14 protein-coding genes and 1 tRNA gene are annotated in these 14205 nt (G+C 70.7%); 9 read left to right on the top strand and 6 right to left on the bottom strand.

The annotated features are described in order from the left end of the window. Window positions 1-124 precede the first annotated feature (124 nt). Both ACQPZ4_RS45995 and ACQPZ4_RS45990 read right to left on the bottom strand, forming a co-directional pair. The gene (locus ACQPZ4_RS45995; protein ID WP_433066990.1) at window positions 125-487 is read right to left on the bottom strand and encodes a hypothetical protein; all 363 of its coding nucleotides are present in this window, start codon (window positions 485-487) and stop codon (window positions 125-127) included. A 294-nt stretch (window positions 488-781) separates the two neighbouring features. After that, window positions 782-2002, bottom strand: a complete 1221-nt coding sequence (locus ACQPZ4_RS45990) for a GNAT family N-acetyltransferase (RefSeq protein ID WP_433051436.1) — start codon at window positions 2000-2002, stop codon at window positions 782-784. 106 nt (window positions 2003-2108) lie between these two features. Between ACQPZ4_RS45990 and ACQPZ4_RS45985 the strand changes: the two genes are divergently transcribed. Together ACQPZ4_RS45985 and ACQPZ4_RS45980 are read left to right on the top strand one after the other, a co-directional pair. After that, entirely contained in the window at window positions 2109-3776 is a 1668-nt protein-coding gene (locus ACQPZ4_RS45985) for a serine/threonine protein kinase (protein ID WP_433051433.1), read from the top strand. After that, window positions 3773-4510 carry a tyrosine-protein phosphatase gene (locus ACQPZ4_RS45980; protein WP_433051430.1) on the top strand — a complete coding sequence of 246 codons (738 nt, stop codon included), beginning with the start codon at window positions 3773-3775 and terminating at the stop codon, window positions 4508-4510. The genes ACQPZ4_RS45985 and ACQPZ4_RS45980 overlap by 4 nt, the downstream gene beginning before the upstream one ends. On the opposite strand, the gene ACQPZ4_RS45975 is transcribed toward ACQPZ4_RS45980, so the two are convergent. Continuing rightward, complete coding sequence (locus ACQPZ4_RS45975; RefSeq protein WP_433051427.1) at window positions 4490-5176, bottom strand: TetR family transcriptional regulator; 687 nt, start codon at window positions 5174-5176, stop codon at window positions 4490-4492. The genes ACQPZ4_RS45980 and ACQPZ4_RS45975 overlap by 21 nt on opposite strands. A gap of 64 nt (window positions 5177-5240) precedes the next feature. On the opposite strand from ACQPZ4_RS45975, the gene ACQPZ4_RS45970 reads away from it, so the two are divergent. Continuing rightward, window positions 5241-6161, top strand: a complete 921-nt coding sequence (locus ACQPZ4_RS45970; protein WP_433051424.1) for an SDR family oxidoreductase — start codon at window positions 5241-5243, stop codon at window positions 6159-6161. Here the strand turns inward: ACQPZ4_RS45970 and ACQPZ4_RS45965 are convergent. Further along, window positions 6121-6951, bottom strand: a complete 831-nt coding sequence (locus tag ACQPZ4_RS45965; protein ID WP_433051421.1) for an SDR family oxidoreductase — start codon at window positions 6949-6951, stop codon at window positions 6121-6123. The genes ACQPZ4_RS45970 and ACQPZ4_RS45965 overlap by 41 nt on opposite strands. A gap of 119 nt (window positions 6952-7070) precedes the next feature. On the opposite strand from ACQPZ4_RS45965, the gene ACQPZ4_RS45960 reads away from it, so the two are divergent. From ACQPZ4_RS45960 to ACQPZ4_RS45940, 5 genes are all read left to right on the top strand, one after another. Next, a complete protein-coding gene (locus ACQPZ4_RS45960; RefSeq protein WP_433051418.1) occupies window positions 7071-7721 on the top strand; it encodes a DUF2625 family protein in 651 nt (216 codons plus the stop codon). Next, entirely contained in the window at window positions 7718-8395 is a 678-nt protein-coding gene (locus ACQPZ4_RS45955) for an alpha/beta fold hydrolase (RefSeq protein WP_433051415.1), read from the top strand. Before ACQPZ4_RS45960 ends, ACQPZ4_RS45955 begins: the two co-directional genes overlap by 4 nt. Before the next feature lie 75 nt (window positions 8396-8470). Beyond that, entirely contained in the window at window positions 8471-8869 is a 399-nt protein-coding gene (locus ACQPZ4_RS45950) for a YciI family protein (protein WP_433066987.1), read from the top strand. A gap of 25 nt (window positions 8870-8894) precedes the next feature. Beyond that, a complete protein-coding gene (locus ACQPZ4_RS45945; protein WP_433051412.1) occupies window positions 8895-10106 on the top strand; it encodes an RNA polymerase sigma factor in 1212 nt (403 codons plus the stop codon). 284 nt (window positions 10107-10390) lie between these two features. After that, window positions 10391-11068, top strand: a complete 678-nt coding sequence (locus ACQPZ4_RS45940) for a GntR family transcriptional regulator (RefSeq protein ID WP_433051409.1) — start codon at window positions 10391-10393, stop codon at window positions 11066-11068. A 326-nt stretch (window positions 11069-11394) separates the two neighbouring features. Here the strand turns inward: ACQPZ4_RS45940 and ACQPZ4_RS45935 are convergent, their stop codons facing one another. Then, window positions 11395-11775 (bottom strand): hypothetical protein, encoded by a 381-nt coding sequence (locus ACQPZ4_RS45935; RefSeq protein WP_433051406.1) that lies wholly within the window; start codon window positions 11773-11775, stop codon window positions 11395-11397. A 1097-nt stretch (window positions 11776-12872) separates the two neighbouring features. Between ACQPZ4_RS45935 and ACQPZ4_RS45930 the strand changes: the two genes are divergently transcribed. Beyond that, window positions 12873-13208 (top strand): hypothetical protein, encoded by a 336-nt coding sequence (locus ACQPZ4_RS45930; RefSeq protein ID WP_433051403.1) that lies wholly within the window; start codon window positions 12873-12875, stop codon window positions 13206-13208. 861 nt (window positions 13209-14069) lie between these two features. Here ACQPZ4_RS45930 and ACQPZ4_RS45925 read toward each other — a convergent pair. Beyond that, window positions 14070-14140: transfer RNA gene (locus ACQPZ4_RS45925), tRNA-Gly, on the bottom strand. Between the last annotated feature and the right edge of the window lie 65 nt (window positions 14141-14205).

The raw sequence follows: 14205 nt of genomic DNA, 5'->3' as shown, positions 1-14205 counted from the left end.
GTCAGAGCAGTGGGACGAACTGCCGAATGCGGAACTTGCTCGACACATCTTTGTCTTCATCTACCGGCCGGTCTTGCGTTCTTTCATCGGTAGACGCTGTTGTCGAGCCGCGAAATAGACGCGATCAGCTCGTGGGGGAGCGGCGGCCCGGGCGGGTCAGTTCCTCGCGGGGGACCCAGCCGCGGCGGATGATCTGCAGGTCGCGTTCGGCCGCGGCCAGGTCGTCGTCCGTGGGGCGGGCCGCGTCGCGGGCGCGCATGGCCGCCGAGACGCTCACCTGGGACGAGCCGCCGCCGACGAGGCCGCGCAGGCCGCGTTCCGACGTCACCTCGTCGTGGTGATGGTGGTGGTGATGATGGTGATGGTCGTCGTGGTGGTGATCGTCGTCGGGCAAGGAGGGCGACGAGGCAGAAGCGGCGGAAGCGGACGACGCGGGGGCCGGTGAGGTGGGCTCGACCGGGTCCGGGTCATGCACGGCGGCCGTCATCGCGAACGTGCCCGACAGTTCCGCCAAATGGTGCGGCGACGGGCGTGCGGGTTCCGCCTTCGGCGCGACAACAACCGGAGGGGGCGGAGGCGGCGGCGCCTCCTCCACGACGGGCTCCACGGCGGGCTCCACGACGGGCGGAGACGGCAGGGTGGCGGCCGGCGGGGTAGCGGTCGGCGGGGTGTTGGCCGGCGGCGTCTGGGGCACCGGTTGATGTTGCCGCATGCGGCGCCGGCGGCGCTGGATCCCACCCATGCGCCGACACTACCGCCTGCGGCCCCATCGTCGAATGAATCAGAAGATTTCGATCGAGTACGGCGCGATCGGCCAGCTGAAGGCGGTGCTCGTCGCGGCCACGGCGCCGGGGCGGTGTTCCTGGACGCGGCCGGCCAGGTGCAGGGCGCCGAGCCTGGTGCCGCCCAGGTAGACGGCGCTCAGCTCCGAGATGCCCAGCTCGAAGTCCGGGTCGCCGTCGGCGCGCTGGCAGGTGACCAGGGCGCCGCCCGCGCCGGCTCGCAGGCGCCAGCGGCCGGCGTTGCCGGGGCGGAGCGCGTCGGTGAGCTCGAAGACCACGTCGATCGGGGCGGCGTACTTGCGGGCCGTCAGCGCGCGCGGCACGTCCGTGATGCGGGCCCACAGGCCGTCGCCCGCCTTGGCGCCCAGCTGGCGCGGCTCGTCGACCAGGTGGAACAGCGGGTCGTCGGCGCTGGTCAGGCCCTGCACGAGCGACCGCGACAGGTCGATGCGCAGGAGGAAGCGGTAGAGCTCGGCGTACGCCGCCGGGGTCGCCGCCACCACCTCGATGACGTTGACCTCCTGCTTCGGGCCGTTGTCGTCCCAGTTCGGGCGGATGCGGTAGCGCGCGTAGCCGTCCACCACGCCGTCCGGGTTCTCGAAGAGGACGGCTCGGGCCTTGGTGCCGCCCTCGCGGCGAGCTTCCGGGTCGGCGGTCAGGTGCTTCCACCACGCCTCGTCGCGGCTGGACCAGCCGGGCTTGAGCGGGAGCACCCGGGAGTACACCTCGGACAGCTCTTTGATGAGCTCGGACGGTATGCCGCCGCGCAGGGTGCCGGGGGCGGGCGGGGCCGTGATGCGCAGGTCGCGGCGGTCGGCGCGCATGGTGACGTTCTGCGCGGCCAGGCCGTAGCCGAATCTCGGGTAGATGCGGCCCTCCGACGCCCAGAGCACGGCCAGGGCCTCGGGGGCGTCGGTGAGCTGGGCGTGCATGAGGCGGGTCAGCAGGCCCTTGCGGGTGTGGACCGGGGAGACCGAGACGCCCGTCACATGGGCGGCGGGGATGACCGCGCCCGGGATGGCGAGGTCGCGGGTGAAGGCGCCGGTGACGCCCACCACGTGGCCGTCCTGCTCGATGAGGTGCGTGCGGGCGGGCTCGAAAATCGTGCGGTACGTGCCTTCGGGGTTGAATTCGCCGGGGTCGGCGAACGCCTCTCGCCTGAGGCGGGCCACCTGTTCCAGATCGCCGTCCGTCGCGGTGCGCAGGACATAGTCGCTCATCGGTTGTGTCTACCTCGTGACCTCCGGTCGGCGCGACCGATTTGCACGCTCGTTACTCTCGAAACCGATGGGGGGCGGCAAGACGAATGCTGGGGGGAGCGACACGATGACGCAGGGTGCGTTGCTGGACCTTGTCTGCGGTCCGGCGAGCCCTTTGCCCGAGACGTTCCAGCGGTACCGCCTGGTGGCCCACCTGGGCTCCGGCGGGCAGGCGGACGTCTACCGTGCCGTGCGCGTCTGCGGCGGAGTGACCTCGGCGCCGATGACGGTGAAGGTCTTCCGCGTCGACCCGCAGCGCCCGATCGCCGACGAGCTGCGCTCGTGGGACAAGGGTGACGCGGCACTCATGGATCTCAACAACCGCGGGGTGCCGGGGATCTGCCGGCGCGCCGACGGGTTCTACGGGCCGCCGCCACACCGGCCCGGCGAGCGGACGGCGCCGGGGGACGCCGTGCCGTACCAGGTCTACGACTACCTCCACGGGGTGAACCTCCGCGAATACGTGGCCCAGCGCGCCGGGGTGGCGCCGGGTGCCCGCCGGCTCAATGCCGTCTCGGCGCTGAAGACCTTGGCCGTGGTACTGCAAAACCTCCACAACCCGCAGGAGAGCGCCGCGACGCCGGTGCTGCACATGGATGTGAAGCCGTCGAACGTGATGGTGCTCGCCACCGGGGAGGTGCGCCTGATCGACTTCACCGGGGCGCGCTACTTCCGCGAGGAGGAGATCACCCAGATCGCGTACACGCCGGAGTCGGGCGGGCCCGAGGCGTTCGGCGGGGTCAAGTACGTCGGGCCGGCGTACGACGTGCACGGCTTCGGCGCGGTGGCGTACTTCATGGTCACCGGCGCCTACCCGCGCGTCGACGGGCGCGAGCAGCCGGCCGCGGGGCCCGACGCCTCGCCGCCGCCGTGGAGCGTGCTGCGGCGGCATCCGCTGCTGGAGCAGTACCCGTCGCTGCGCGATCACCTGCACCTGCCGCTGGCCGACCGGCCCGCCGACCGGCCGCTGACCCGCGACCTGCAGTCGTGGCTGCAGCACCTGGCCATGCTGGTGCGCCGGACCGACCTGCCGGACGTGGGCTGCGACTGGGTCGAGGCGGACGCGGCGGAGTCGGGACGGGTGGTCGGGCGGGCGCGGCCGTCGATCAGCGGTACCGAAACAGAGGCTTATCAACGCATCGAGAGCCTGGAGCGCGAACTGGTGGCGTTGCGCACCGGCGGCACAGTGAACGGTGCACCGGTGCCGGTGCAGCCGGTGTCCGCACCCCCCGTCTCGGGTGCTCCGGTCTCCAACGGAGGTGTCGCTGTGAACGCTGAGGGTGTGCCGCAGATGCGGGGCCGCGCGAAGGTCGTCCCGCGGGTCGCGCCGGAGCCGACCGGCATGATGGATTTCGAGCCTGAAGAGCGTCTGCCGCGGTACTCCCCACCGCGCGGCGACCGCGCCCGCCAGTTGAAGATCGGCTGGGAGTACACCGGAACGGGCGCCATCATCGCGTTCATCTGCTGGGGTCTGTGGGCCCTGGACAGCGAGGGCAGCCTCAACGGCCCGTTCATCGCGTTCCTGGTCGTGCTCGGGGTGGCCGTCGGCGTGTTCGCGCTGGCGCGGCTCATCGGCCGGCTCGTGCTGGAGCAGCGGATGGGCCGGGTGCGCCGCTCGGCCCGGGGCGCGCACGCGATCACCGGGCTGTTCCTGGCCGCGGCCGGCATCGCGTACCTGCGCGAGGTCGGCTGGGTGCTCGATGCGTACCACTGGGTGAAGGACGCCATCGGGTGAGGTTCTGGCGCCGCCGCAGGCCCTCGTCCCGCCCGCTGGAGGGCCTGGTCAACTTCCGGGACCTCGGCGGGCTGCCCGCGGACGGCGGCACCGTGCGCCCCGGCGTGCTGTTCCGCAGCGACTCCCTCGCCTACGCGACCGACGCCGACGCCGACCGCCTGGTCCGCGACCTCGGCCTGTCCACCGTGATCGACCTGCGCGGCGAGTACGAGGTGTCCCAGCTCGGCCGGGGTCCGCTCGGCCGGGCCTCGGTCGAGTACTACCCGGCCCCGATCGCCGACGTCAGCGGGGCCGAGGACCTGGTCGGGCACTACGTGGCGATGCTCACCGAGAAGGGCCCGGTGCTGGCCGGCACCGTGCGGCTGCTCTCCTGCGAGGGCACGCTGCCGGCCGTGTTCCACTGCGAGGCCGGCTGCGACCGCACGGGCGTGCTGGCCGCCGTGGTGCTGGGCCTGCTGGGCGTGCCGGCCGACGTGATCGCCGCCGACTACGCGGCGACGGCGGCCGCGATGCCGACCATCCACGAGCGGGTGGCCGTGGTCGTGCACCGGCTGGGCCTGCCGCCGCGGCCGGTGGAGCTGCCGGCCTGGGAGCCCGAGGCCGCGCTGATGACCAAGATGCTCGACGTGGTGGGGGAGCGCTGGGGCGACATGGAGGGGTGGGCGCTCTCGTACGGCCTGACCCCCGACGAGCTGGCCGCGCTCCGCGACAAGCTAGTCGTGGCGGGCGAGTAGCCCCGAGATGGTGACCTGCAGCGTGTCGCGCAGCAGGTCGGTGAAGTCCATCCGCATCGCGGCCACGTCCGGGTCGGCGGCGTACGCGGCCAGCAGCGCCGGCGGCGGCTGCGCGTAGGGCCAGGCCGCGGCCGTGATGAGCGTCGCCGTGGCGGCCAGGCGGTAGGCGTCGGCGGTCCCGAGCTCGGGCAGCGCCCGCAGGATCAGGTCGGCCTGGGTCGCGTAGATCCGCGCCGTGGCCCGCTTGTGCTCCAGCGCCACCTCGGCCGACACGTTGTGCTCCAGCACCCCCGCGTGCGCGCTGGTCAGGTCGCACAGCACCGGCCGGGCGGCCAGCGAGGCGGCCAGCACCGCGGCCAGGCGGTCCCCCCGCTCCCGGACGGTGCCCTCGCCGGTGACCAGGGCCTCGCCCTCGCCGGTGACCAGGACCTCGTCGAGGTGGTCCAGCCACGCGCGGGCCTCCACGTCGAGCAGTTCGAGCAGGACCGCCTCGCGCGACTCGAAGTACCGCAGGACGTTGGACTTGGCCAGGCCCACCCGCCGGCTCAGCTCGTTGAGGCTGAGCTTCGCGACCGGCATCTCGGTCAGCATCGCGGCCGCGGTGTCCAAAATCTGCCGCCGCCGCTCGCCGCGCTGTTCGTCGCTGCGGGCGCGCTGGAATGCCATGCCTGTGAGCTTACAGACCTCAGGTCTCTTGTTAAGAGACCGCCGGTCTGATAAACCTTGAGTCATGTATGAAGTTCCTGATCAGACGGGCAAGCTCGCGGTCGTGACCGGCGCCAACAGCGGCACGGGCAAAGAGGCCGCCAAGCGTCTCGCCGGCGCCGGCGCGCGGGTGATCCTCGCGGTGCGGACCCCGGGCAAGGGTGAGCACGCCGCCGCCGAGATCCGCGCGGCCCATCCGCACGCCGAGGTCGAGGTGCGGCGGCTCGACCTGGCCGACCTGTCCTCGGTCGCGGCGTTCGCCGAAGCGCTGGACGGCCCGCTCGACCTGCTGCTCAACAACGCCGGCGTGATGATGCTGCCGACCCGCATGACCAGCGCGGACGGCTACGAGCTGCAGCTGGCCAGCAACTACCTCGGCCCGTTCGCGCTGACGGTGCGCCTCCTGCCGCAGCTGCTGGCCGCGCCCGCGCCCCGGGTGGCCACGATGAGCAGCGGGACCGCGGCGCAGGGCCGGATCAACCTCGACGACCTGCAGTCGGAGCGCGGCTACCGGCCGGTCGCGGCGTACGCGCAGTCGAAGCTCGCCGACCTCATGCTCACCCTGCACCTGGCCGACCTCGCGGCCACGCGCGGCTGGCCGCTGCTGTCCGCCGGCGCGCACCCGGGGTACACCCGGACGAACCTGATGACCGCCGGCCCGAACGCGGGCGGCGGCAGGGCGAACCTGGCCATGCGGATCTCGTTCCGGATCACCCCGAGCCAGGGCGTCGAGCAGGGCGCGGAGCCGCTGCTGTACGCGGCCACCAGTCCCGACGCGGTCGCGGGCGGCTACTACGGCCCGCGCTGGGGGCTGGTAGGCCCGGCGCGAAAGACGAAGGTGTACAAGCGGGCGCTGGACACGGCCGTGCGCGCCCGCCTGTGGTCCGAGTCGGAGCGGCTGACGGCTACACCGACACCGCTTGGGCGGGCAGCGGCCGGGCGTTGAGCAGGGCGGTGTAGTCCCGCTGGGCCCCGTCCAGCAGCATCCGCCAGGAGTCCTCGCCGATCGGCATGCGCACCGGCCGGTCCTCGGCGGCGACCATCCGCACGACCGCGGCCGCGAACGCCTCCGGCGGGCTCGAGATCGGCAGCGACTTGAGCGCCCGCACGCCCGCGCGCACGGGTTCGATGACGCCCGAGTACGCCGGCACGTGCTCGGCCGACTCCGACAGCGAGTTGCCCCAGTCGGTGGCGAACATGCCGGGCTCGACCGCGGTCACGTGGACCCCGGTCCCGGCCAGTTCGAGCGCGAGGGTCTCGACGAGGCCCTCGAGCGCGAACTTCCCGACCGCGTACGCGCCGAGGCCCGGCATCGCCACCCGCCCCGCGGTCGAGGAGACCATCACGATGTCCCCGAAGCCCTGGGCGCGCATCAGCGGCAGCACCATGCGGGTGAGCCGCCACGGCGCGACGAGGTTCACGGCCAGCTGGGCCTCCAGTTCGGCGTCCGTGACCTCCTCGACGGCGCCGAAGTGGCCGGTGCCCGCGTTGTTCACCAGGACGTCCACCCCGCCGTAGCGGGCCAGCGCCGCGTGGACGGCGTTGTGGCAGTCGTCGGGGTCGCGTACGTCGAGGACGCAGGTGGCGAGCGTACTGGGATAGCGATCCCGGAGGTCCGCGAGCGTTTCCGGGTTCCGTGCCGTGGCCAGCACCTGCTGTCCGGAGGCGGCGACCGCCTCGGCGAGTGCGCGCCCCAGGCCGGTGGAGCAACCTGTGATCAACCAGCGACGAGTCATGTTCGACATAGTGACTCTCAGTATCCGCCGCTCAACAGTCCGAGAAACGTGAATGACAATCATTCAGCGGCCATTTCCGCCGTTCGTGTCCGCCCGGTATCCGGCCGTACAGTTGCCAGGTGCGCTCGCTGGCGGAGCTGATCTCCGACGACCGGTCCGCCTGGGCCGAGATCGAGGCCGCGGTCTCCGGCTCTCCCTACGCGGTCGAGCTGCTGCCCGCCGACCCCGACCGGGCGGCCGCGTGCCTGCACCGGCTGCAGGTGGCCACCACGTCCTGGCTCGGTGCCCTGGTGTACGGCACCGGCGGCCTGATCGTCGACGGCGGCTGGCTGCGCGTGCTCGGCTCCGGCCACCCGCGCCGCCGCCTGGCCGACATCCACGAGGTCAACGAGCGGTTCGAGGCGGCCGGCCTGGTCGTGGCCCAGGACATCCTCGGCGGCGAGTTCGTGTGGCGGCAGGGCGAGTCCGACGGGCGGCCCACGATCCACTACTTCGCCCCCGACACCCTGCGCTGGGAGGATCTCACCCTCGGGTACACCGACTGGCTGTACGCGATGCTCGCCGGCGCGGCCGACCAGTTCTACCTGAGCTGGCGCTGGCCCGGCTGGCGCGACGAGGTGGCCTCCTGCCCGCTCGACGCCGGCATCGACACCGTGCCGCCGCTGTTCTCCAAGGACGGCCGCGACCTCGACTCGATGCGCCGCCGCCCGATCGCCATGTGGGAGCTGCTCAGCGTCAAGCACGACATGGCCGACCAGCTGGGCGCATGAGGCTCGCCCGCACCGACACCGGCGGCGACGGCCCGCCGATCGTCCTGCTGCACGGCGGCGGCAGCGGGCGCGGGACCTGGGACGCGTTCAGCCGCGAGCTCGCCGGGTGGCGGGTGATCGCCCCGGACCTGCGCGGGCATGGGGAAAGTCCGCGCTGTGCGGAGTACACCCTCATGGATCATGCGGATGACGTGCTCGAACTCCTCGACGAACTCGCCCTCGACGCGCCGGTGCTCGTCGGGCACAGCCTCGGCGCCTTCACGGCGGCGACGGTCGCGCAGCGGCATCCGGACCGTGTCGCGCGCCTGGTGCTCGAGGACCCGCCGGCCCCGCCCCGTGACGGCGTCCGGGCGGGCGGCTTCTCGCGCGCCAAGCTCACCCTGTTCGCGCTGACCGGCGGCATGTCCCGGCGCACGTTCGACCGCGCCGCGCTCATGTCGGCCATCCACGACCTCCGCGAGCCGAATCCGTCCTGGTGGGACGGCTTGGAAAAGATTCAGGCGCCTTCGTTGGTACTGTCGGGAGGCCCGAAATCCCACATCCCGCCCGCGCGCCTGGCCGCCGTGGCCGCGGCGATCCCGGACGCCGAACTGCGCACGATCCCGGTGGGGCACCGCATCCACAGCACCGCACCCGCCGAGTTCGCCGAGGCTGTTGTGCAATTCCTGGGCTGACCTGTCCGGATGGCGGCGGCGGCTCCGACGTACCCCACGAGAACACCCGAACCGAAGGGGCCGACCGTGAAGTACATGATCCTCAGCTACGCCTCCCAGCGCGACTACGACGCCATGGCGGGCAACCCCGGCGAGACGCCGTGGACGCCGGAGCACTTCGCCGCCATGGGCGAGTTCATGGCCAAGCTCAACAGCGAGCTGGAAGAGTCCGGCGAGCTCGTCGAGACCCGCGCCCTGGACGCGCCCGTGCACACCCGGCGGATCAGCGGCCTGCCCGCACTGGTCACCGACGGCCCGTACGCGGAGACGCAGGAGGTGCTCGCCGGCTACTGGATCGTCGAGTGCGACAGCTTCGACCGCGCCACCCAGATCGCCCAGAAGCTCGCCGAGTGCCCGGCCCCGCCGGAGGTGCAGGCGAGCGCGTTCGCCGACGTGCGCCCGATCGTCGACTCGTCGGCGGATCTCGGCTTCTGATGGCTTTTGTCTTGTCGTCCCTCTGATGGCTGTCGCTTTGGAGGACCTGCTGCGCTCGCTTGCGCCGCAGGTCCTCGGCGCTCTGGTCCGCCGCTACGGGCACTTCGACACGGCCGAGGACGCCGTGCAGGAGGCCCTGCTCGCCGCGGCCCGCCAGTGGCCGGACGACCCGCCCGCCGACCCGCGCGCCTGGCTCATCGCGGTGGCCGCGCGCCGGCTCACCGACCTGCTCCGCGCCGACCAGGCCCGGCGCCGGCGGGAGGAGACGGTGTTCCGCCTGGCGTACGAGGTACCCCCGGAGATCGCCCAGACCGACGACTCCCTGGTGCTGCTGTTCATGTGCTGCCACCCCGCGCTCGCGCCCGACGCCCAGGTGGCCCTCACCCTGCGGGCGGTCGGCGGCCTGAGCACCGCCGAGGTGGCGCGCGCGTTCCTGGTCCCCGAGGCGACCATGACCAGGCGCATCACGCGCGCCAAGCAGCGGATCAAGGCCAGCGGCCTGCCCTTCGCGCTGCCCCCTCCGCCCGATCGCCAAGAGCGGTTGGCGGTTGTACTGCACGTGCTCTATCTGATCTTCAACGAGGGCTACGCGGCCACCCGCGGCGAGCTGCTCCACCGCCCCGATCTGGCCGGCGAGGCGATCCGCCTGACCCGGCTCGCCCACCGCCTGCTGCCCGACGACCTGGAGACGGCCGGCCTGCTCGCCCTGATGCTCCTGACGGACGCCCGCCGCGAGGCCCGGACCGCTCCCGACGGCTCGTTGGTCCCCATGGCCGAGCAGGACCGCACCAGGTGGAACGCGGCCCAGATCGCCGAGGGCGTCGAGCTGATCACCGCGACCCTGCCCCGTGGCGTGCCGGGGATGTACCAGCTCCAGGCTGCGATCGCCGCCCTCCACGACGAGGCTGTTTCGGCGTCTTCGACTGACTGGCCCCAGATCGTGGCGTTGTACGAGCTGCTCATGACGCGTGCTCCCGGCCCGATGGTCGCGCTGAACCACGCGGTCGCGGTGGCCATGGCCCGGGGCCCGCTGGAGGGCCTGGCGCTGCTGGACGACCTGACGGTGCTGGAGCCGGACCACCGCCTGCACGCCGTACGCGCCCACCTCCTGGAGATGTCGGGCCGTCCCGCGGCCGCCCGCGACTCCTACCTGAAGGCGGCCACGCTCGCCGGCACCCTGCCCCAGCGCCGCTACCTCAACGCCCGCGCCGCTCAAATTCCGGATTCCCGGGCATGATCCGGACGTTTTCCCAGGTCAGTTCCATGATTCACGACGCTTTCGCACTGGTGTTCGATTAGGCTCAGCCCTCATGAACGAGCCCACCTGCCCCGCCACCAAGACCACGACCACCGCCACCGGCGACGTGGAAGTCCGCTGCTCAAAGCCAGTTGGCCACAAGGAATCACACGAATCCAAGCTGGGTGCCTTTCCTATTCGGTGGCGTTAGTCGTAAAGTGTCTTCGGCTCGCAGGCCATGTTCACCTTCTTCGAAGGGGACAGCGACTGCCGTGGAGCCTGCCGTGGAGCCGAAGTACACCCTGATCATGAGCACGCTGCAGGACCGCATCGACCGCGGCATATTGCCGGTCGGCACGCTCCTGCCCAGCGAGGCCGAGCTGACCGCCGAATTCGGCACCTCCCGCTCGACGGTCGTCCGCGCCTTGCGACAATTGCGCAGCCAGGGCTGGGTGAAAGGGATGCAGGGCAAAGGCCGCCTGATCCTGGGCCGCCCAGCCCGCACGCTGTCAACGCTGCCCCGCCGAATCCAATACCTCCTCCAGGCCGACCGCCACGCTGAATACCTCGGCAGCCGCGACCTGGCCGCCCCACCGCAAATGGCCGCGATCCTGCGCGTCCCGCCGGGCACCCACATCTACGGTGCCCGCTACCGCCTGTCCCTGCTCAACAACACGCCACTGGCCCTGACCACGGCTTTCACCCCCTACTGCCTGACCCGCGAGCGCTACCTGCTGGACGAGCTGGAGTCCGTGTACGGCCGAAGAGCCCACCACGTCACCGAACGCTGGGGCGCCCGCCTGCTGACTTTGAACGAGGCCGAAGCCCTGTCCCTGACAAAACGAAGAAGCGTGGCCGTGGCCCTCCTGACCGTCCACGACGCGGGCGGAATACCGTTCCTAGCAGTGAACGCAGTCCTCTCCCGCGAAGCACCCGAACTCTCCGAGACCTACGACATCTGAACCTCCCTGATACGCCGTTCTACCGCTCTCCTCTTTCCTGTCGGCCCTGAACGCTGAGTTGTCGCGCAAAGCCGAAGGAATCCCGCGGAACGCATGTGACCAATCCATCGTTCCCGCCAAGTCCCCCGCAATGAGCGGTTGCTTCTCCGGCCCTTTATTCGGCCGGCTACCTTCCTTTCTCCAGCTGGTCTCATTCCTTTCCTCGGCCGGCTCCTGGCGCCCGCACAGCGACGGGCGCCGTGATGAGAAATAGCGCAATCGGGCCACGACTTCGACGCCGCCGTTTCTCTCGGGCGGCGTCGCGTCTCCTTCGGGCTGCGTCTCCGTCAGGCCGCGTCGCGCCGTCGTTCGCCGGCGAGCCGGTCGAGGGCCCGTTGCGCCGCGGCCTGGATGCTGCGCAACTCGGCGATCGGGTCGGGTGCGGCCTCGGTGGTCGCGGCGAGCCCGGATGTGATCAGGTCGCGGTACATGGCCGAGATGGAGATCCCCCGCTGCGCGGCCAGCTCACGGATCGTGGCATCGACCTCGAACGGCATCCGCAGCGGCCGGATCACCACATGCGGCGCGTCAGCGGGAGGCAACTGTGCCATGGCGTGCGCGGCCTCGTCCGGATCCTCGACGGGCGCCAGCTCAACCTCGCCGGCCGCGAATCTCTGGATGTCGTACTCGGCCTCGGCGAGCCGCTGCAGGTCGACGTCATCGTTCATGGTCTTGCTCCCATTGCTCGAGGTGGGCGGTCTCGGCAGGCGTCATCGCCCGGGCCGCGACGATCTGCGCGTCGAGTCCACCCATCAGGCGAACGGTGACGACGATCGCGCGCCCCCGCCTTGGTGCGCGTGCGAATGTTCAGGAAGAGCATGCCGTGCGGGTCGCGCATGGGCTGCGGCCAGCGCCGATGGTGCTGTAGCCCCTGCATGACCTCATGCGGTTCGAGGTCGGTGAGGATCGCCAATAGCTGCGGGAGCCATATGTAGCCCACCGGCAAATCTTATACGCGACGTATACGACCAGAGAAGTGGACGAGGTTACCGCGGGCGTCGCCGCGGCCCGTGAACGCGCAGGCCAACCAGGGGGAACGGCAACTTGGAGCTTGCTACACACAAGTCGACCGCCGGCCGCTGCGGCGGGACTGATCGATGGGCGCACGTCGTGAGCTTTTCGAGGCGATCGCAGAGCGGGGAGGTGCTACCCACGCCATCTCGTGACATCGCCTACGTCCGCCACCCTGGGCACCCCGCAGCCCGGTGCGGAATCCATGACCGCTCTGCAGATCTTCGGTGAAGCGGACGGGTGCCCGCCGGAAGGCGCGACGCTGACCGTGGACCTTGAACCTGCCGTGACCAGCGCATGGGCAATTTGGCACTGAGGCAGACAAGTAGCGCGCCGGCCGCCGTGGCGCGGGTTGATCGATGGGGCCGCCTGGTGGGGCACTTCGAGGCGATCGGTCTGCGGGCAAGTGTCGGCGTAGGCACGGGGGTGCAAGGGACACGGAAAACTCTGCGGTGCCGCAGCATCCCGTGCCGGTTTGAGGGTGTCTGGGTGGAGCGAAGCTCCCCCAGGAAGGGCTAGAAGAGAGCGGGCGAGGAAAATCGAACTCCCACCGTCAGTTTGGGGCAGTCCCGGTTCTCAGCGCCCGCTCTTGCCCCCTCGTGCCCCCGAGCGGAATGGGCTACTGGTACGGAATCTGGCACGTTTGATCTTGGATGCGGCCCCAACCTGAACGAACCGCCGCATCGGCCGACGCCTGCGCTTGTGCCGCCAGCAGGCCGAGCGCGAGTGGCGCCTGCCGTCCGTAATGCCCCGTGTGCCGAGCCCGCTCGGTCGTGTGACGAACGCCCGACATCAGCGACTGTTCGGCTGGAAATCAGCCGGACGGATGAAGATCGTCAGAACCGTGATGGCCTGGTGGGTCCGGAGCGAGGCCCAAGGTTGCGGATCTTTCGATTTCGTCGTAAAAGGAGGCTACGGCTGCTTCGAACTGCGCAAACTCTTCGGGTTCTCGTGGAATTCGATCTTCCCGCAGGTAGGCCTCGCAGCATGCCGTGATGTGTCGGATCACGGTGAGGGCTATGCGGCCTGCCGTTGGTGCGGTCGCGCCGCCGAGGTGGGCTTCGCCGATCCGGCTGAGCAGCCTGGTTGAGCGGGCAGTCGTCCGATGAAACCGTCGGTCGGGTACTAGCATCCCAGGAACCTCGATTGACCTGGCCATCTGCTGAAGTTGATTGAACTCCTCGCCGGCCAGGTCTCGGCGCTCAACCCGGAAGACCCCCTCGACGTAGTCCTCTGCCTCGCGGGCGCACGTCAACATCTTGGTCACTGCCTCAGCGGATCGCTTCTTACGCTCAGTGTTGCGGGCGATGCGAGCCTGAAAGTAAAGGCCGGGCCACCCCACGACGGCGCCAGCGACGGCGCCGACGACAACATCCTTAAGTCCCACTGGATCGTTCTACCTGCCAGCAAGTAGCCGATATGGACCGGTGCTCGTGCGCCGGATTGGGTGATTCCGAGTGGTGGCAAGGGTCCCTATGAGCCCAGCGGATCTCCCGTATCGAAGGGGGCGGGGCCGGTTGCCTGGGCTCGCGCTAAGCAACGGTGCGGGAGCGGAGCGACCTCCCGGAGCCGGAGGCCCCGTCGGAGACCCGCCGGAGGCTGAGCGCAACCACCCGAGTCGGCAGGGAGTTGGCTGCCCGGCCGCTTTCGAACGTACGTACGAAGCGGGCTTTGCGTCGGTTGCCTGACAGCGGCGTGATTAGTGAACACACCGCCGGATCAATGCGCTGCAACTCTGCACTTGGTGAAGACAAGTCGGCGGTCGGCCGCTTCAGGAGGGGCCTGATTGAAGGCGCCTGGTGGGCGCTTCAACGGCGATCGGTCCTCGGGCAGGTGTCGACGCGGGCACGTGGGGTACAAGAGACACGGAAAACTCTGCGGTGCCGCAGCGCCCGCGCCGGTTTTGAGGGGGTCTGGGTGGAGCTTGCTCCCCCAGGAAAGGCCAGAAGAGAGCGGGCGAGGAGAATCGAACTCCCACCGTCAGTTTGGAAGACTGAAGCTCTGCCATTGAGCTACGCCCGCACGCGTGGGGCCCAGCGTACCTAATCCGTGCGCGGCCGGTCAGCAGCGGGGGGTCCACGGTGTGC

Source organism: Dactylosporangium sp. CS-033363 (assembly GCF_050942475.1).
GTDB lineage: Bacteria > Actinomycetota > Actinomycetes > Mycobacteriales > Micromonosporaceae > Dactylosporangium.
The sequence above is the reverse complement of the archived record's forward strand: the minus strand, read 5'-3'. Positions and strand labels throughout refer to the sequence as shown.